This window comes from Flavobacterium sp. UBA2787 (assembly GCA_002352205.1).
GTDB lineage: Bacteria > Bacteroidota > Bacteroidia > Flavobacteriales > Flavobacteriaceae > Flavobacterium.
Map to the genome: position 1 here is coordinate 178,117 of DEHZ01000002.1, position 21,327 is coordinate 199,443.

Consider the following 21,327-nt stretch of genomic DNA (forward strand, 5'->3'; position numbering starts at 1 on the left):
CGCGTATTTTTGATTAACCAAAAGTAATAAATTATTTTATGGATATCGCACTTTTAATCATCGCATTCATTTTAATGATAATTGGCATTCTCGGCAGTTTTTTGCCCGTTTTGCCCGGACCACCGATTAGTTGGGTCGGACTTTTGTTATTGTATCTCACCAAAGCCGTGCCGATGAGCTACACCGTTTTGGGCGTAACTTTATTTGTTGCACTCCTTGTCGGCATTCTCGATTACGTCATTCCTGCAAAAGGAACTAAGCGGTTTGGTGGCAGTAAATATGGTATTTGGGGAACGAACATTGGTTTAGTTGTAGGCATTTTGGCTCCCATTCCCTTCGGATTTATCATTGGTCCGTTCGTAGGAGCTTTTGTAGGCGAAATGATCAATGATTCCAAAGATTCTCAAAAAGCATTCAAAGCTGCAACTGGTTCATTCATTGGTTTTTTGGCTTCAACGTTTATGAAATTTGTCGTGTCGGTTGTGTTTTTCGGTTTATTTCTGCTTAAAGTTTGGGAATACCGAAGCGAATTATTTTAATTTTTTGGGCCTTATCGGGCTTTTCACTACAAGTCCTCACAAAAAAACACAATTTTCTATAAACCAAAAAGAGCTTCCTTTGGTCGCTTTTTTGATTCAAGAAAATTAATGTTTTTTTGTTCCGGGCTTTCCGTTTCAATCCCGGGCAGGGGTGAAGTGCTTCAAAGGAAAAGTTGATTAACCACAAAATCATCCATAAAAAAAGGGCAAAATTTCTTTCACCCTTTTTATTTCTATCATTGAAAAAATTATTGCTTAATTATCTTATTAATCAATTTCTGATTAGAACTCGTCAATACTTCCACCAAATAAATTCCCTTATTAAAACTTGAAACATCAACCGAAGTTGAATTTAAATTCAGGTTTTCTTTATAGAAAATTCGTTTTCCAACCACATCATAAACTGAAATTTGTGCGATAGTCTCACTACCATTCAATTGAACTTGAAGTCGGTCTTTCGTCGGATTCGGAGAAAGTACAACAGTTGAATTTGTAAAATCAGGTGTGCTTAACGTTTCTACAAATTCGGTTTCAAACGTGTTGGTGACAATCACCGGATTAAAATCAAAGTAAATATCAGCTTTATTAGGAATGATATCACCAACTTCAATGCCTTGAATCGGTTTAATTTTAAAATGTACAAATCCAATACTCGCATTTTCATTTACAATTTGTGGTACTAACTGAATGTTGTCAAATTTCCAAACCAATTCATTATTAATGCGTTCCAAAACATACGGATGACTGGCTGCAATCATTCGCAAACTTTCCGGATTTAGTTGAGCATCCAACACATCTTCTACACGAACAAAAGTGGCGTTGGTAGTTCCTGTATTTTGAAAACGAATGGTGTAATACAAATAATCGTCTTCAGTAAAATCTGCTAAAGCAATTTTATTACCATGTGCTTCATTTTTATCATTCGGGTCATACGAAGCCACAATTGGTTTTGTTTGCGAAGCAGTATTGTTATTTGGATTAGCATCCGTAGTTAAACTGGAAATCGAAACCGAATTGGTCACCAAATCGCCAATAGCTACCGTTGGAATGGGTGGCACGCTCATCGTTACAGTAATCGATCTCGTTTCAGATGGCATTAAATCCGTATAATTAAACGTAAATCCGGTTGGTAGATTCGTTGTTCCTCCAACCGAAATGTTGCTGATGGTTAAAGCAGGATCTTTCTCAAAACTCAATGTACCAGATGCCGGAGCGATACCGTTGTTTGAATAATAGATTTTGTTAATATAATTAAATCCGGCTACTGCTTGGTTAGCCGTCACTAATGAAACTGCTACATCATTGTAGGGAGTAGTATTTACTATTGGAATATAATAAACATTTGAACCAGAAGCAGAAAAAGTAATGTCATTAAAACTAATAGGTTCTGCATAAAAGCCTTCAAATTCTGAGTAGATGACATAGCTAAAATCATAGGTGTCTGTCTCATTTTCAGGAAATATAAAATGTATGCCGTTGTAGGATGTATTAGAAATTATATCTCCGGTATTATTCATTTGGTAATCAAGTGTACCATTTAAAAAATTGGGTTCCCCTGTGTCTTTAATTCCATTGTTATTAGAATCCAAAAAAGCGATTAATTGAATGTTGTCTCTACATTGACTTCCCAAAGATAAACTTCCTCCTTCTATAAAAACGGCAGAATCATATTGTGTATCTCCATAATCACCAACAGCTAATTTTAGCGAATAAGTATGATTAGGGGTCACAGAGGCTATTGCTGTTAAAGGCATGGTATAGCCTCGCATATTCAATCCGGCATTAGCACTTCCAACATTGTAAGTACTAAAAAATTGTGGATTAACAGAAGCACAGGAATTATTATTCGTATTATCTCGAATGGTTGTAACAGAAATAGGCGTGTTCGTTCCCGGTACTACCGCAATATTTATAGTTTCATTGGTTGTTAAATCGGTCAAGATAAAACCAAAAACATCTGAAAAACTACATTGAAATTGACCGTATTCGTTAGAGGCAAAAATAAAGTTGAAGCTCAAAATATTGGAAGTTGGTACAATATCAAACTTAACATATGAAACATCATTAATCGTTCCAGTTTGTCCACTAGATTGCAAAATAGCATTTAATTGTGGGTCGCCAGTTTGAGAACAAGTTGAAGAAAGAAAATTGTTTTCGTTAACAAATGGACCTTGAGATAAGTTAACTTGTCCGCTTCTGATGACTAGCCCTTCTTGAAATGGAAAGTCGCTATCATTTGCATTAAAATATCCTACACCACAAGTTCCTTGAGTAACTACGTTATCAATAATACCGCAACTGGAATTTAGAATAACGTCATTTACTATTTGTTCAGGTGTATATAAAAATGTATTCACTGTTACAATAGGGTCATCAAAACTTCCGCAAGTAGCTGTTGTAAAATTATATCCAGTAGACCAGTTTGTAAAGGTTTGATCTTGACAACGCGAACGGACATAAAATGTGTATTCAGTATTACAATTCAAAGAAGTGACGGCAAAAGAGTTAGAGTTAGTTGTTAAACCAACTGTACCTTCCGTTGGTTCATTTCCTCCTGCTACTGTAATGTATACTTGATGAAATAAGTTTGATGAAATATTTGTCCAATTCAATTCCAATTCAATTCCGCTCCAATTTCGCTAACATTTGTGGCAGAAAGATTGATTGGAACTTCACAGACGGTGTTTACTACTTCATCAACAAAAGAAATATCATCAATAATCCATCTTTCTCCTGTTGGTGCAGCTGTAGGTTGGTTCACTACAATTACAAAAGCAATATGAATAGTTTGTCCTTCATATTCTTCCAATGAAATACTCTTGTTTACATAGAACAGCGGTTCCTCATTATCAATATATTCTGCCAAAATTTCATATGAGGCTAGATCATCTTGGCTTCCGTTGGCCAGAATTCTGACCTGATAGGTTGTATTTTGAAAACCGTTTATTGTAGGTCTTGACCAAAATGATAAAATGGAATTTCCTGTTATTGTTGTTGGTTTAGAAATAAGCCATTTTTCAGCTGTATTACCTGATCCTATGTTTTCAACACCATTAACGAATGCAGCCCAATTGCCATTATAAACTGTTGGAGGTGAAGTGCTAGTGCCAATTCTTGTCCAATTATTACCTGGAAAATTACTTACTGATGTAACTAACCAACCTTCCGGTGGAAAAGTGTCTCCTTCAAAATCTTCAAAAAGTTGAGCCCGTGAAATTGTTACACAAGAAATGAGAATAATGAGTAGAACTATTTTTTTCATGGTTTAATTTTTAATTACCTTATTGACCAATTTCTGATTAGAAGTCGTAATCACTTCCACCAAATAAACGCCTTGATGTAAACTAGAAAAATCAATAGAAGTTGAATTTAGTTCAACTTTGTTTCTATGATAAACTCGTTTTCCGATCACATCATAAACTGAAATTTGTGCGATAGTCTCACTACCATTCAATTGAACTTGAAGTCGGTCTTTCGTCGGATTCGGAGAAAGTACAACAGTTGAATTTGTAAAATCAGGTGTGCTTAACGTTTCTACAAATTCGGTTTCAAATGTGTTGGTCACAATCACCGGATTAAAGTCAAAGTAGATGTCAGCCGTATTTGGAATGATATCGCCAACAGCAATACCCTGATTTGGTTTGATTTTGAAATGTACAAATCCGATACTGGCATTTTCATTCACAATTTGTGGGACTAACTGAATGTTGTCAAATTTCCAAACCAATTCATTATTAATGCGTTCCAAAACATACGGATGACTGGCTGCAATCATTCGCAAACTTTCCGGATTCAATTGAGCATCCAACACATCTTCCACCCGAACAAAAGTAGCATTGGTAGTTCCAGTATTTTGAAAACGAATCGTGTAATATAAATAATCATTTTCCGTAAAATCTGCTAATGCAATTTTATCACCATGTGACTCATTTTTATCATTTGGGTCATACGAAGCCACAATTGGTTTTGTTAGCGAAGCAGAATTATTATCTGGATTAGCATCCGTTGTCAAACTGGAAATAGAAACAGAATTGGTCACCAAATCTCCAATAGCAACCGTTGGAATCGGCGGCACACTCATCATAACGGTAATTGTTCTTGTTTCAGATGGCATTAAATCTACATAATCAAACGTAAATCCGGATGGTAGATTAGTTGTTCCTCCAACCGAAATGTTGGTTATGGTTAAAGCAGGATCTTTCTCAAAACTCAATGTACCGGATGCCGGAGCGATACCGTTGTTTGAATAATAGATTTTGTTAATATAATTAAATCCGGCTGCCGGTTGGTTTGTAGCTACTAAAGATACCGTTACATCATTATAAGGTGTCGTATTTACAATTGGAATATAATACACATTTGATTCTGTTTGAGAATAGACAACATCATCAAAACTAATAGGTTCTGCATAAAAACTTGCAAATTCTGAATAAATTGAATAATCAAAATCATAAGTATCTGTTTCATTATCAGGGAAAATATAAAACACACCGTTGTGCGATGTAGCCGAAACAGTATCTCCGGTATTATTTAATTGATAATTCAAATTACCATTTAAAAAGTTAGGCTCACCTGCATCTTTAATTCCGTTGTTATTGGAATCTAAAAAGGTAATGATTTGTATATTTTCTCTACATTGGTTACCTAACGCCAAACTACCACCTTCAATGAAAACGGCAGAATCATAAGAGTTATCTTGGTAATCGCCAACCGCTAATTTTAACGAATAAGTGTGATTTGGAATGACAGAAGCTATTGCAGTCATCGGAACAGTATAACCACGCATATTCAAACTCGTTGATGAATTTCCAACATTATATGTACTGAAAAACTGCGAATTTACAGAAGGGCAACTATTGTTATAGGCACTATCTCGTATGGTTGTAACCGATATAGGTGTGTTTGTTCCCGGAACTACCGCAATATTTATCGTTTGATTGGTTGTTAAATCAGTTAAAATAAAACCAAAAACATCTGAAAACTGACACTGGTATTCGCCATATTCATTTGAAGCAAAAATAAAATTAAAACTTAAAATATTGGAAGTAGGTACAATATCAAACTTAACAAAAGAGACATCATTGATGGAACCGCTTTGACCATTGGCCTGCATAATTGAAGTTAATTGAGCATCACCAATTAATGAACAATTTGAAGTCAAAGTACCTGTAATATTGGAATATGGACCTTGGGATAAAGAAGCTTGTCCACTTCTGATAATCATTCCTTGTTCAAATGGAAAATCACTATCATTAGCATTAAAATAGCCCACGCCGCATGGCCCTTGTGTTACTACGTTGTCAATAATACCACAACTTGAATTTAAAATGATGTTATTTAAAATTTGTTCCGGTGTAAAAGTTGTTGTGTTTACACTAACGTATGGATTAACAGTCGAGCCACAAGCTGCAGTTGTAAAAGTATGTCCTTCGGACCACTCCGTCGTTGATTGATCTTCACAAATGGAACGAACATAAAAAGTGAATTCAGTATCACAAGTAAGAGCTGTAATAGTGAATGGATTAGCGGCAATCACAAAACCTTGTGAACCTTGATCAGGGGTAGGAGAACCAGCAGGAAGTACAATGATTTCGTTTAATGTATTGCTGGTGGATTGGTTTGTCCATCCTAAAACAGCACCGCTTTCAAAAATACCGGTTGAACTTAAATTTGTAGGTATTTCACAACTTGTAGAACAATCTTCAACCATCAAAAAGAACTCACCACCCCAAAAACATCCGGTCAATAAATTCTCAATTCGGATATAAATAATCTGGTTTGGATATATATTTGTATAGTTGAAACCTAAAGGGTTTGATTGTGTTTGCATGTCTTCGAGTGTTTCATAAAACTCAATTAACATAGTATTAGGAGTTGCGTTGTTTGCCTGATAGGTAAAGTCCATAACAAGACCAAAATTAAAATTGGCAAACCCATCGTTATTTTCGTCACAAGCTGAAGCAACTTCCATTGCAAGTATCGGAAGAGGGTTTACTTGTAATGAAAACGAGTTAATTGTAACTTCTGATGTGGAATTATTGGTAAAAGACACCCAAATTAGTTGTGGATTTGAAACGTTAACATAACTAGTCGGGTTTTGAATTGGATTTATATTTGCAATAGCATTTGTTTGACTGATATGAAAAGTCACTGAAAAATCTTCCGGATTTTCATTCCCCAACAATTCAGGAATTACAGTTGTTAAATCAAATGTTTGAGAACCGTTGAATTCAGTATCACAAGCTGTTAATTGAACTTGTGCTTGGGTTCCAAAAGCAACAAAAAAAAGAAATAAAGTCAGAGAAAGTAATTTTGTTTTCATTTTTGAATGATTAGGTTATCAAAAGTAATTGATTTTTAGGTAATTGTAATTATTTGAATGATAATATTTTGTGTTTGAATAAAATTCAGAATCTAGTGAAACTTTTATTGTTTAATAATTTTATTGACTAGTTTTTGATTCGATGTAGTAATCACTTCAACCAAATAAATTCCACTATTGAAATTATTAACATCAACCGAAGTTGAATTTAAATTCAAATTTTCTTTGTAATAAATTCTTTTTCCAACCATATCAAAAATCGAAATTCGTTGAATAGAATCATTTCCATTTAGTTTTATTTGAAAAGAATCTTTCACGGGATTAGGATACAAAACCACTGTTGAAACAGAAAAATCCGCAACCGATAAATTTTCTACAAACTCAGTTTCTATGGTGTTAGTTATGATTGGCGGATTGTAATCAAAATAAATTTCTGCCGTGTTTTCAATTACATCGCCAAGAGCAAATCCAGGTTTTGGTTTGATTTTGAAATGAATAAAACCATGACTTAATTCTGCATCTTCAATAGTTGGTGGTAAATCAATATCTAAGAAATTCCAAACCAATTGATTATCAGTTCTTCTTACATTATACTGATGACTGGCGTTTAGCATTTCAAAAGTCGTTTCATCTAAACTGTTTTCCAATGTATCTTCAATTCGAATAAATTCTGCAGCGGCTGTTCCGGTATTTTCAAAACGAATGGTGTAATATAAATAATCGTCAGCTGTAAAATCGGCAAACACAATTTTCCCACCATGCGATTCATTTTTGTCGTTTGGGTCATACGAACCAATCACAATCTGAGAAAGTGTAGAAATGTTATTGGCTAAATTAACCTCATTTTCAATCGCTTCAATAGAAACAGAGTTGGTCAAAATATCACCTAAATTTACTGTTGGAATGGTTGGCACTTGCATCGTAACATTTACATAACGAGTTTCAAATGGAGTCAAATCCGAATAACTATAATCAAATCCTTCAGCAGTTGATACAATGCTAATTTCTGAAACAGAAATAATAGTGACATCATTATCTTTTGTAAAACTTATATTTCCGAATGGAACAGTTGTATAACTATTGTTTTTGATAGCAATAGTGTTTGTGTAAGTAAATCCGGGTCTTGGTTGCGAATTGGCAAATAGCGTAACACTTACATCGGCATACGGTTGAGTTATAGTAATAGGAAAATAATAGGTTGAAGTACCACTTCCTATCGGAGCAGTTATATCCGAATAAGTTGTGGTGGATGAAAAATAAGCAGAAAAAGCTTCGTTTACTTCAAAACTAAAGTGGTAATTGTTATCGGGATTAGGTTCAAAAATTGTAAAATTACCATTTCCGGAATTTCCATAAATAGTTTCTCCTGAATCATTTATTTCATAAACAAATGAACCGCTGTTAAATAGTATTTCATCTCCCTCTTTTATACCATTATTATTTTCGTCAACAAATGCAATTAAATTTAATTGTTCCGGACATTGACCGTTGTTGGTGCAATCCATTAAACAAAACTCTAATGGAACTGACCATTCACTTACTTGAAAATCTCCAGGCACACCAAAACAAACTGTTCTAACATAAAAAGAATAACATGTATTTTGGGTTAATCCGGTAACTGTAAATGAATTTAACTGAGAAACAATAGTAGTATTTTGATCGGGTTGTTGTCCAACTGGAACGATTGAAATTTGCCAATAGGAATTACTACTATTAGGTTCAGAAGACCAATTAATTGTAGCAGAAGTATCAGTAACGTTTGAAAGTGTTAATTGAATAGGAGCAGAGCAGAATTGATTACAATTGTTTGTGTTTAAAGTAAGGGTTGTTATTGCGAAACAACCTGTAAAAAAATCTTCTACCCGTGCAAATAAAATTTGAACTGGAAATTGCATTGGAGCATATATGTCATTTGGAATTGCATTAGAATTAAATTCTGCATCACTTAATGTTTCATGGAAACTTACAGTTAATGAGGATGCACCGTTAGTAATTTGAGGAATAGCTTCTTCTAAACTATAAATAGCTAATTCCATTGGATCACACCAAAAAAGAGCAGCTGCCAATGGTAAAGGTGTTTGATTTACTAACAATTCAAAAGAGGTAAATTCAACCTCACTTGTTTCAATATTTTCTACTCTAACATAAATTGTTTGCGGATTATTAATGTTCATGAAGGAAGATGAATTCGGAATGGAAGTAGCATTATTCTCTGCATCTAACTGCGTTTCATGATAAGTAACAGTATAGTCATTTGGATTTGAAACACTACTTAAAATTACTGATTGATTTATAGTTAAATCAAATACTGCTGCTCCGCCTAGACCACATGCAGTTAAATCGGGAGGCGTTGTAATTTGAGCAAAAAATGAATTCGATACTAAAAGAAGAAAAAGAAAAAGTAAAGTTTTTTTCATCGTATTGGTTTTGGTTAATCAAATATAATTGATTTTTAGACAATTATAATTATGGGAATGAGAATTCTTCAGGTTTGAACTAGAATTTGTTGACACTCTCACTCACAATAAACCCGCTCGTCCACGCATTTTGAAAATTAAACCCACCCGTAATAGCATCAATATTCACAATTTCTCCTGCAAAAAATACTTTTGGTAGTAATTTGCTTTCCATTGTTTTAAAATTAATTTCTTTTAAATCGATTCCTCCTGCTGTGACAAATTCTTCTTTAAAAGTGCTTTTTCCATTTACTTGAAATTTTCCATTGGTGAGTTGTAAAGCTAAATTTTGGAGTTGTTTTTTAGACAAATCTGCCCATTTTGTTTCCATTGAAATTTCGGAAGCTAGAACCAAACTTTCCCATAATCGATTTGGGAAATCAAAAGGGGATTTTTTAGCTACTACTTTTTTGGCGTGTTCCAATTTGAGTTCTTTCAATTGGTTTTCAGTTTCTTCAAAAGTGGAATCGTTGAGCCAATTAACTTCCAAAATAAATTGATAATTTTTATCAAATAACTCTCGAGCTCCCCAAGCGGAAAGTCGCAAAATTCCCGGACCACTCATTCCCCAATGCGTGATCAAAAGCGGTCCCGAAGCCGAAAGTTTTGAGTTTTGCACTTTTACTGAGGCAAAAGCTGAAACACCCATCAAATCCTTAATTCGATTGTCTTTGATATTAAATGTAAATAACGAAGGAACCGGAGGAACAATCGTATGACCTAATTTTTCCAACATTTCCCAAATTTTTGGGTTACTTCCGGTAGTCATCACTAAATTGTCACATCGAAAAGTTTGTTGATTAGTTTCCACTTTCCAATTATCTTCCGAACGGAAAATAGACTGCACACTTTGTCCGGTTAGAATTTCAATTTTATGTTTTTTGGTTGCATTTAAAAAGCAATCAATAATCGTTTGAGAAGAATCTGAAACCGGAAACATTCGTCCGTCTTCTTCGATTTTTAATTCTACACCATGTTTTTCAAACCATTCAATCGTATCTCCGGAACAAAATTGATGAAACGGACCACGCAACTCTTTTTCGCCCCGCGGATAAAATTTCACTAAATCATTCGGAACAAAACACGCATGCGTCACGTTGCATCTTCCGCCACCGGAAACACGCACTTTCGTGAGCACTTCTTTCCCACGTTCCAAAATGGCAATTTTATAATTAGGGTTTTTTTCGGCGAGGTTGATAGCGGTAAAAAAACCGGCTGCACCACCACCTACAATCAGGACATCATACATTAGTGTAATCTTTCGGGGAAATTACAAAAAATTCCATCCACACCCAATTCTGTTACAAATTTAATGTCTGTAGGTTCGTTAACTGTGTAGGTATAAATAAGAAAACCTTCGTTGTGAATTTGATGCACGTTTTCTTTTGTCAAGGTCTTCCACCAAGGATTGATGGCAACAGCTTTTAACTTTTTTCCTATTGCAATTGCATCTAACGGATTTTCTTCAGTTAAAATTGCAATGGGAATTTGCTTATCTAATTTTCTAAAAGCTTCTAATTCATCCCATAAGAAACTAGAAATAACAAAATCGTCTTTTTTCCAACCTCTTTGAAAGTATTTTTGGAGCAATTGGAAAGTAGGTTCAGCTGTATTTTTTCCTTTCAATTCGATATTTAACGCAACTAATCTGTCTGTAGTTTCGATTACTACGTCTAACGTTGGAATTTGATGATTTCCTTTCACCACAACTTTTTGTAATTCTTCCCACGTAAATTCTTCAATTTTTCCCGAAGTATCGGTTAAGCTATCCAATATTTCATCATGAAAAACGACTAATTCGCCACTCTTTATCAAAAAAACATCAATTTCAATCATATCGACATTCAATTCCAATGCTTTTTTAACGGAAGCAATCGTGTTTTCTGTTTCATGACCCATGGCACCTCGGTGACCAATGTTAAGCGGTTTTTTCATTTTAGAACAATTCTGTAATGTTAAAGCGAAGATAACTAACAAATAGAAATTTGGTTTCATTGGAAAAGATTTTCACAAAGTTTAGAAATCAATTTCACAAAGCTTATTTTTCAGCATCAAGATTAGGTTAATTTTATTTTGACACGAATTTCACAGATTTACACTAATATTCTCTTTCAATACTATTCTTAATTGATTTTTATAGATCTGAGCTAATCCGTGTCAACATCATCATTGAAATTAAAAATTAAACTTCATCCCAAAAGCAATCCTTCCGCCATCACTTGAATGAAAATACGAAATTGTAGAAGAAATCATGTTACTACTATTCAGCCATAATCCAAATCCGGAAGATTGATGCCATTTTGAAGTACTTTCGCCAGGAAACCAAACCCTTCCGTAATCAAATCCAACAAAAGCACCGTAATTAACAGGAGCAAAAGGATTTTTAATTTGTCCGATTGCGTATCGTAAATCGGTTCCTTGAAAAGCCGCCGTTTTTCCGGAAAAACGATTGTCTCTAAAACCTCGCAAATCATTATCGCCACCCAAATTGGCCGCTTGATAAAATTCGTACGTTGAACTGAAAAGTGATTTTCCTTTGATAGTTGTTTCTAAAATCCATTGAGAATCGGGTGTCAATCGGAAAACAAAATTTACAGCAGCTTCTGCCGAAGGAACTTGTCTTGAAAAATCACCTAAATTAGCATTCCATTTTCCTAAAATCTGAAAGCCCATTCCCAAAGACGGAATAAAAGGATTATCATAATTTTTAAACTGATATTCTAATCCAACTCCGGCAAAATTTTGATAATCAAAAACACGGTCATTTACAACATCGGTTGTAATAAATCGATCGGGAGTGTCTTCTACTTTGTAGGCTTCAAAATTTACACGACCGGTAAAACTTGAGCTTTTGGTTTTTTGCCAGACTAGACCCGGACTCACTTTATAGGAAGCGATGCGAACTCGATTAAAATCAAATTCATCTGCATCATTGGTAGTTGCGTTTCCAAAACCAAAAAAGTTCTGTACAAAATTAGAACTGGTTGCTTGAGCGTCAATAACTAAATCAAAAAGGGAAAATGCTTTTTTTACAATGCCGGAATAACCTAATTCATATCCTTTGGTTGCAAAATAATAGTTGAGATCGGCTGTGTGTTTTTGTGAAAATGGATTGCCTAAATATCCTTTTTTGGTAAAATCCAAACGAACTCCTAATCGAATGCCGTCATCGGGATTATAGCCAACTAAAGGAACTCCGGTAAATTCATCAAAATTTGGTTTTTTATAATTGTAGGTATTCGTTTCATAATCGTTTGAAAGTAAAACAGTTGTGTTTTTGTCTACATTTAAAATATTATTCGATTTAAAATCATGAATTTTGACTTTTTTACCGTTTTCAATCACATACGAATCTTGGTTTAAACCACCAATTAATCTAATTTTGATGTTCTTAAATTCTTTCCCTTCCATACTAAATTCGTCTTTTCCTTCCAATCCAAAAAGCCATATTTCTTTGGTTTGTTTTTTGGTAAATGTTTTTTCAAAAATAATGTTGGCAGGTGTTTTCTTTCCGTTATAAACCACAACAGAAGTTCTGCCATTGGATAAACGATTAATCACAAAAACATCATCTTGCATGGTTCCAACTATTAATGTTTTTTTGTCTAACAACTTCTGATAATGTTGTGCTGTTTGATTTAACTTTTTAAGACGGTTTCTTAAGTACAGTTTGAGTTTTGTAGTGGTTTCGTCTTGCAATTTATAAGGCAATTGTAGAAATGCTTTATTGATAACGTCGTTAGTTAAATTGTCCTGAATAAATTTTGCCTGTTTTTCCCATGCTTTTTCATCAATATCCGATAAAAGAGCCAAATCTAAAGCATACGCTTGCTTATTGAAATTTTTGGTTTGTTTTAGATTGTAGGTATAGGAATGCATTTGACCCATAGCCGGAATACTTTTCAACAGCCACAAAAACGCTCCGTCATATTTGGCAAAAGCTTGGTCGCGATTAAACGAAATCGGGCGGTAAATAGTTTTCTCTTTCTCTTGATGAACTCCCCAACGCCAGTTTTTTTCTTGCCTATCCCAATCGCCGATGAGCATATCAAAAAGTCGGGCTCTAATATATTTTTCTTGATCTACCACATGATTTTTATCGGTTCTAATGTTGTGAAGCATTTCATCCGTATCAATAATGGAAGACGGTTTTCCAAAAGAAGAAAGACTTTTTTGCGAAGAATTTATTTTTTCTGAAATAAAATATAAATTACCCCCAAAATTTTCGTTGTAATTGCCTAAGCTATTTTGATTAGGAATGTAAAATAATTTCGGTTGTGTTGAACTAACGCCAATTGCCTGAGAAAGTCCGGAAATAACCAACGGCGTAAACGGATGAATTGTGGTGAAATAATCCCTCAAAAAATCTTCTGAAAGAGCATTATCGGCCTGATTTTTTTGCTTTTCATTTTTATAAGCCAACGATTTAAAAAACGAAGAAGCATCTTTTTCAAGCGGAGTCATCACAAATTCTTTTCCATTTTTATCTTTTAGTAAAAGGGAGTTTGTTGTTCCTTCATTATCCAAACCGATGGGTTTTAAACCGCCATAAAGCGTGTCTAAACCAACAGTTCTTAATGCAATTTCTTGTTTGTAATAGCTTTTGTAATGTTTTCCCCAAAGGAATTGATAAACGTCGCTTTTTCGGCTAACCGGTTTTCCGAAAATAGATTTTTTTATGGTTGGTTCAAATTGTTTCGGATAATTTTGATGCTTTATATTTAGTTCAGGTTCTCTTATTTTTTGTTTAAATAACAATACTTCTTTTCGGTTAGAAGTAGTGTAATAAGAAACGGTTGAAGCTCCGTTTTCATAAACATCCAACACGGCATAACCATAGCCACCATAGCTAAAATCTTTTGGGTTAACTGCTCTTGCTGCTGAAAAATGAGCACCGGAACCACTAATGATTTGTTGAATACCATCTTTGTTGATGTACTGCAAATTTTGTTCATGACCGGAAACTACGACAACATGATTGTATTTTTGCACAGTAGATTTTATTCTATCGGCCATTTCGCGATAGGAAGCATGTTGCAAATCCTCGATTTTATAGCCGCTTGCTTTTCGGAAAAGATTATAAACACTTCCGGCAATTGGAAGAGGAATTTTCGTGTCAAACGGAAAAAGTTGTTCGTTCAAGGAATACTGACCACCATAAATTCCATTACTCAAAAGCGGATGATGAATGGCTAAGAGAATTGTTTTTTCTTGATTTTCCAATAGATGACTGTCGAGTTCATCAAAAAATTGTTCTCGGGTTTTAATGCTGCATCCTTTGTTAATTTCGGTGTGCTCATTCCAATCTTCCAGAAACCATTGCGAGTCGATGGCAACCAATTCAACTTCATTGCTCAGCGATATAAATTCAATACCACATGCATTTTGAGGAATTAGTTGGCTTTCCTTTTTCTTATATTTTGAAATAAAATTTTCTTGAGCAAAAATGGAAGAAGTTGAATTTCCCCAATCGCTTTTGCCGGGAATAAAAAATACTTTTCCTTTGAATTTTTCGGTTAAATTTAATTGATTGGTTATTTTTTCTTCGGCTTTTGTTTTGTTTTGATTGAATCCGTTTAACGGAAAAATAGTATTGCCTAAAAAAAGAGTTGTACTGTTTTTTGAAGCTTTTTCCAATCTTTTTTTAAAATTGGATAGGGAAGGAGTTGCTTCGTCATTTTGAGTATTAGCTGCATTTCCGGTTAAAAAAACCGAATAAACAATAGTCGTAGTATCAAGCGTTTGATTGTTATAAAACGATGTTGCCTGACTTCCCATTTGAGTTTTGTAGGAAGTGCAACCGGTCAATAATCCAATAAAAAACAATAGAACAATTCGTTGTCGAAGTGGCTTTGAAACATGATTTATGCTGAAAAATTTCATTAAAAAAAGTTGTTTTTTATTGATGTGTTCAAATATAGGAATAAAGCAAGTAATCTTTTAACTCTAAAAAAAATGATTTAAAAAAAGCGTTTACAATCTGTTTGATTATAAACGCTTTTGATTAAGTAAAAGTATTTTTGAATTTATTTACTCTCCAACAACACAATTCCCATTTGACTATCAATCATCACTTTTCCATCTTTTACGGTAGTTGAAATTCCGGAAAAAGCATCGTGAACTTCTGTGCCATCTTCAAAAATGGTTGAGACATTGATTTCTTTTTTACCGAAAGGCAATTCCAAACCAATTACCACTTTATCTGTAAAATCACCTTTGGTAAATGTTCTACTAAAAGTATAAAACGGAGCTTTAGAAATTTCTTTATGAATTCCCGCTCCAACAGCCGGATGGTTTTTTCTAAACTGACCTATTTTTTGAAAATGCGTCAATACATTTTTGGTGTTTTCATTGGTTTTGATGTCTTCCCAGTTCATAAACGAACGTAAGGTAGCATCGCCCTCGGTTCCTTCAATTTCTAATGACCGAGCTGTTTCATCGCCATAATAGACTTGTGAAATTCCGGGTGTTAGTAATAATTTTGTTCCGGCATCAAATGCTTTTTCTCTTTTTTTATCAAATGGCCAGCCATCATCGTGCGAAGAAACATAGTTCATCACACTCAACCCTTTTAAATCGGAACTTAAAACCGAAGAATAAGTATTGAAAAGTTCTTCGTACGGTTTATTGGCATCGCCTTTAAAATCAAAATTGATGAGTGAAATAAATCCGTTTTCAAAGTAATTCACTTTTTTATCGCCAAAATTATAAAGTTGTTTACCACTGATGCCGTAACCGTACACTTCACCCACAATAAAAAATTCATTATCGTCTAGCACTTTGGCAGGATTGTCTTTTTTGTATTGTGCAAAAGCGTCTTTACACACTTTTTCAAAATCAGCCCAAACGTCTTCGGTGGTGTGTTTTACTGTATCCACTCGATAACCATCAATTCCATAATCGGTGATGTAATCGGACAACCATTTCATAATGTAGTATTTCGGTGCTCTTGGATAACCTGTTCGTTTGAAAAATTCATCTAACTCGGCAACTTCTTGTTCGTAACGACCTTCTTTTTTCCATTTTTCAACTAAAGCTGGAGGCAATTCAACATCCTCATTACTTTCGGTTTTAATGTCCGGAAGATTTTCAACTAACGTACAATCAATGAAGTTTTGATACGTGTCATACGAACATTTTGGACCGGTTCGCACCCAACTTTCAGGCCAAACAGGATCTAATTCGGTTACAGGCCCGGTGTGATTAATCACGGCATCCAACACAATTCGGATTCCTTTGGCGTGAGCTTTTTCAACCAATTCTTTCAAATCATCTTTTGATCCAAAACTTGGGTCGATGCTTGTCCAATCTTTCGTCCAATAGCCGTGGAAACCATACGAATTTCCGGTTCCTTCATCCACTGATCCGTGAATTTGTTCCACAACAGGAGTCATCCAAATGGCATTAATTCCCAAATCGGTAAAATAGCCTTCGTCAATTTTTTGCGTAATCCCTTTGATATCGCCACCCATAAAATTACGAAGTACGCCGGTTTCTTTATCTCTTCGAATGATTGAGTCATTTTCAGGATTTCCGTTGTTAAATCGGTCGATAAGTAGGAAGTACAAATTGGCACCTTCCCAAACAAAAGGTGTTTCCACTTGAACGGTTTCTTTTTTTGGTGAACATCCTGCAATCATACAACATAAGATTAGTGTGGAAAAGAATTGTTTCATTTTAATTTAATTTTTATGTTCATTTTATTAGTACTTAGCAAATAATCAAATTCCAATTTTTTTGATTTTTTGTTGTATTGAAATTTCATTTTTTTATTATTGACGATGATGGATTTCGGTTTTTTATTCAAATGATAAATGTGAAATTTACCGTTTTTCCCTTTTGATTGTAATGAATTACTTTCCATTGAAATCAATAGTTCTTCTTTGGAAATTTCTGTTTCGCAAGTAAGCAATTCCGGATTATTTTCAGATGAATTATTTCCTTCGTCAAAATAGAATTGCCGTTCGCTTGACGTTACTTTTTCATCAAAATAAAGATGTAAATCTAAGTTTGAATTTTGATAATTGTTGCTTGTTTGCACAATTTTTGTCATCGGAATCAAAACGCCACTTCGCACAAAAGTTGGAATATGATTTTCAGATACATTTATTTTTTCGGTTGAACCACCGACGTGTTTTTTATTCGAATAAAAATCTATCCAATCTCCATTTTTAGGAAAATAAACTTCTTTTACTTTCTGTTTTGCTTCCATAATCGGATAAACCAGATAATCTTTTCCCCACAAATATCCGTCTGATTTAGTCAATAGTGCTTCATTTTCAGGTTCTTCAAAAAACAGTGGACGCATCAACGGTTTTCCCGTTTGCGAATTTTCATAAGCCAAACTATAATTGTAAGGAAGCATTTGATAGCGTAATTCAATCGTTTGTTTCGCTAAATTTTTCGCCCAATCACTTCTGAAAATCGGTTCAGAAGCCACATCTGATTGTGCATGCGGCCGAAATATCGGATTGAAAACACCATATTGCAACCAACGAACATATAATTCGTCATCTAAGTTGGCACCCGCAAATCCGCCCAAATCAGAATGCATATAAGCCAAACCTTGCATTCCCATCTGCAATGAAATTTCCACTTGACCGGATAATCCGCCCCAAGTTCGATTCACATCGCCACTCCACGGAATCATTCCATAACGCTGCGAACCCGAATAACCGGAACGCATCAAAATAAAAGGTCTTTGCGTTGGAAAATCTTTCTGATAACCTTCAAAAACCAATTTTGCCCAATTGTGTCCGTAAATGTTATGCACTTCATCGGCTGTTCCGCCAAAAGTTCGAGCAGCGGCAGGAAACACTTCGGGTTCACCCAAATCGCCCCAAACACCACTTACGCCTTTGTTGGCTAATCCTTTATAAATATCCCAAAACCAATTTTTTCCTGTTGGTTTAAAAATGTCAATGATTCCGGTATTTCCAAAATAAAAATCATACGTAAAAGGATTTCCGATAGAATCTGTTGCTAAGATTTTTTTATCTACGGCTTCTTGCCATTTTTTGGAAGTCGTTAAAATAAATGGTTCGGTAATCGGAATGGTTTTGATGCCCATTTTAGAAAAATCATCCACCATTTTTTCAAATGTTGGAAAGCTGTCGCGATACACTTCTAGATTTCCCATTGTGCCTTGCAATTCTTTTCCAAACCAATATAAATCTAAAATAATGGCATCTACCGGAATGTTTTCATCTTGAAATTTTTGAATGGTTCTTCGTGCTTCCGCTTCGGAATGATAACCAAAACGTGAGGAGAAATTACCCAAAGCCCAACGAGGCGGCAATGGTTGTCTTCCGGTTAATTCGGTATAATTGTAAATCAAATCTTCCCACGTATTACCTACAATCACTTGATAGGTTTTTCTGCCGGAAATGGTTTCGTATTCTAAGACATTTTCTTTTTTACTATCCAAATCTAAATAACCAATAGGAGCATTGTCAAAATGAACCATATATTTTTGCGAAGATATGACGATTGGAATAGTGAAATTCATCAATTCGGAACGGGTTTCGTAACCGTAATCGGCACGGTTGTACAAAGCTAATCGGTTGCCACGACGGTTCATGCCTAAAACTCTTGCTCCGCCACCATACAGTTTTTCGGTTGCATTGATATTGAATTGAATGACTTCTGTTGAATCATACACAATATTTCCTTTTACTTTTTCAAGCGGTTCGTGTTTGCGTTTGAAATAACCTAATTTTTCAGAAAGTAATAATTCACCTTTTTTGTAATACGAAATTTTAAAAGGTGACTTTGCAATTTGAATTTCTAAATCGTTTGTTTTAATCTCTAAATAATCCGTTGATTGTTTAAATTGAAAACCATTATTGTCCGGTTTTAAAACAACAGCGTGCGAATTTGGATTGAATTTTTCACCGTTTGGAACGAAAGAAGTTTCAACAATTTTATCATTATATAATTGAAGAAAATACATTCCATCTGAAGTTTTTACTTCCAAAACGTTTTCATTCAATTGATGCGAAATGTATTTTCGATTTACATTTTGAGCAAATCCAATTGTTGAAAGTAATAATAGTAAAAAGAGTTTTTTCATTCTTTAATTCATTTTTGTCGTAAAAAGATAGGCTCCTTTTTTGTTTAAAGTCAATTCTTTATCCCAAATAATTTCTTCTCCGGTTACAATGTTTTTCATTTTTTTACCTTCAAAACCTAATTCTTTATAAGTAGAAAGATCAACTTTTGCAGATTCATTTTTATTTAAAATTAAAACAACAATTTCATCATTCAACATTCTAAATAAGGTATAAACGCCATTATTTGGTGCAAAATGAATCGTTTTTCCGTCGTGAATGGCTTTACTGTTTTTTCTGTAATTTAAAATTTTAGTCAAATAGCTTTGCATATCTTTTTTTTCTGAAGAAAGTCCTTCGCCGGTAAAAGCATTTACTTTATCACCTTTCCATCCTCCGGGAAAATCGGTTCTGATTAAGCCGTGATCACCGGGTTTAGCTGTGTTTTGCATTAGAATTTCTGTTCCATAATACAACTGCGGAATTCTTGGTAAAACTAAATAAGTAGCCAAAGCCATTTTTGTGTTTTCTACATTTTCCTCCATCTGTGTAAAAATGCGATCCATATCGTGATTGTCAGGAAAAATCATAATGTCTTTTGGCGAAGCATAATGAAAATCGTTGGCTAAACCATCGTAAATTTTCGCCAAACCTTTATCCCAACTTTCTGTTTCTTTAATGGCTTGCGGAATGAGTGTTTGCATAGCAAAATCCATCGTCGAACGCAAATTGGATTCGTAGCCATCTTTATTATTTGCACCTTTTTGCCAATAACCAATGAGCAACGGATTCGAACTCCATTCTTCGCCAACAATATTAAAATTAGGATATTCATTCATAATTTCACCTGCCCAATTCGACATAAAAATTTTGTCAGGGTAAGGATAAGTATCTTGACGAATTCCGCCTAAATGAAGTGTTTCAATCCACCAAATGCTGTTTTGGATGATGTATCTCGCTAGAAAAGGATTGCGTTGATTCAAATCAGGCATTGTAGAAACAAACCAACCGTCTGTCATTTCTCTTTTATCTTTTTCTGAAGCATACAAATCTTGGTTGCTTGTTCTTCGGTGATTGGAAGTGACGTATTTTTTTTCTTTTTCAAACAGTTCTTGATAATTTACCCAATCTGAAAAAGGTAAATCTTTCATCCACCAATGTTCGCTACCGCAATGATTGGCCACTTGATCCATAATGAGTTTCATGCCGTTTTGATGAAGTTTTTCGGATAGAATTTTATAATCCGCTAAAGTTCCAAATCGTGGGTCTACTTGATAAAAATCGGTCATTGCATAGCCGTGATACGAACCGCTTTTCATATCATTCGTCAAAACCGGAGTTGGCCAAATAGCGGTAAATCCTAAGTTTTTGATGTAATCAATATGGTTTGTAATTCCTTGAATATCGCCACCGTGACGTTTATAATCGTGAGTTCTGTCTAACGTAGTTTCTTGCATTGATTTCACGACATCATTCGCTTCATTTCCGTTGGCAAAACGATCGGGTGTGATGAGGTAAATGGCATCAGAACTATTGAAACCGATGAAATCTTCAGAAGGTTTTGATTTCGGTTTTAATTCGTACGATTGTGTGATTTTTTTTCCTTTTTCCGATTCGAAAATGATATTGAATTTTCCGGGTTTGGTGGATTGAGCAATCTTTACATCGATGAATAAGTAATTTGGACTTTTGGCCTTGTGAACTTTGATAATTGAAACACCATCGTATGAAATTTTTGGAGTTGCATTTCCGATGTTCGGATGATGCACGAGCAATTGCAGGTTTTCATTTTTAAATCCTGTCCACCAGTTAGGTGGTTCAATTCGATTGACTTGAGCTATTGCAACTGTTGAAAATAGTAAAAAAATAAGTAGCTTTTTCATTTTTTTTAACATTAAGAAGTTAAGGTTGTTTCATTAAGTGACATTAAGAAATACAAAACAGAAATGCTTTTAAACATT

The 21,327-nt window shown here is 34.5% G+C and carries 11 protein-coding genes; 1 reads left to right on the forward strand and 10 read right to left on the reverse strand.

All coding sequences use genetic code 11. From position 1 onward, the window contains the following. Positions 1–38: 38 nt before the first annotated feature. Positions 39–539, forward strand: a complete 501-nt coding sequence (locus tag B4N66_RS01205) for a DUF456 domain-containing protein (RefSeq protein ID WP_291091920.1) — start codon at positions 39–41, stop codon at positions 537–539. A 248-nt stretch (positions 540–787) separates the two neighbouring features. Here B4N66_RS01205 and B4N66_RS01210 read toward each other — a convergent pair whose 3' ends face one another. The 10 genes from B4N66_RS01210 to B4N66_RS01255 form a co-directional block, all read right to left on the reverse strand. Then, positions 788–3,151 (reverse strand): DUF7619 domain-containing protein, encoded by a 2,364-nt coding sequence (locus B4N66_RS01210; protein ID WP_291091921.1) that lies wholly within the window; start codon positions 3,149–3,151, stop codon positions 788–790. Further along, positions 3,148–3,801, reverse strand: coding sequence for a choice-of-anchor J domain-containing protein (locus tag B4N66_RS01215; protein WP_291091922.1), 654 nt, complete (start codon positions 3,799–3,801; stop codon positions 3,148–3,150). The genes B4N66_RS01210 and B4N66_RS01215 overlap by 4 nt, the downstream gene beginning before the upstream one ends. Positions 3,802–3,804: 3 nt before the next feature. Beyond that, the gene (locus tag B4N66_RS01220) at positions 3,805–6,861 is read right to left on the reverse strand and encodes a DUF7619 domain-containing protein (RefSeq protein WP_291091923.1); all 3,057 of its coding nucleotides are present in this window, start codon (positions 6,859–6,861) and stop codon (positions 3,805–3,807) included. Between the two features lie 104 nt (positions 6,862–6,965). Beyond that, the gene (locus tag B4N66_RS01225; RefSeq protein ID WP_291091924.1) at positions 6,966–9,278 is read right to left on the reverse strand and encodes a DUF7619 domain-containing protein; all 2,313 of its coding nucleotides are present in this window, start codon (positions 9,276–9,278) and stop codon (positions 6,966–6,968) included. Positions 9,279–9,357: 79 nt separating this feature from the next. Then, complete coding sequence (locus tag B4N66_RS01230) at positions 9,358–10,566, reverse strand: NAD(P)/FAD-dependent oxidoreductase (RefSeq protein WP_414654069.1); 1,209 nt, start codon at positions 10,564–10,566, stop codon at positions 9,358–9,360. Then, a complete protein-coding gene (locus B4N66_RS01235) occupies positions 10,566–11,252 on the reverse strand; it encodes a glycerophosphodiester phosphodiesterase (RefSeq protein WP_291091925.1) in 687 nt (228 codons plus the stop codon). Before B4N66_RS01235 ends, B4N66_RS01230 begins: the two co-directional genes overlap by 1 nt. A 240-nt stretch (positions 11,253–11,492) precedes the next feature. Continuing rightward, positions 11,493–15,200: a BamA/TamA family outer membrane protein gene (locus B4N66_RS01240; protein WP_291091926.1), complete on the reverse strand. Its 3,708-nt coding sequence runs from the start codon at positions 15,198–15,200 to the stop codon at positions 11,493–11,495. Positions 15,201–15,343: 143 nt separating this feature from the next. Further along, positions 15,344–16,993: an alpha-amylase family glycosyl hydrolase gene (locus B4N66_RS01245; RefSeq protein WP_291091927.1), complete on the reverse strand. Its 1,650-nt coding sequence runs from the start codon at positions 16,991–16,993 to the stop codon at positions 15,344–15,346. Continuing rightward, positions 16,990–19,389 (reverse strand): TIM-barrel domain-containing protein, encoded by a 2,400-nt coding sequence (locus tag B4N66_RS01250; RefSeq protein WP_291091928.1) that lies wholly within the window; start codon positions 19,387–19,389, stop codon positions 16,990–16,992. The genes B4N66_RS01245 and B4N66_RS01250 overlap by 4 nt, the downstream gene beginning before the upstream one ends. Before the next feature lie 3 nt (positions 19,390–19,392). Next, a complete protein-coding gene (locus B4N66_RS01255) occupies positions 19,393–21,249 on the reverse strand; it encodes a glycoside hydrolase family 13 protein (protein WP_291091929.1) in 1,857 nt (618 codons plus the stop codon). Positions 21,250–21,327: the final 78 nt, after the last annotated feature.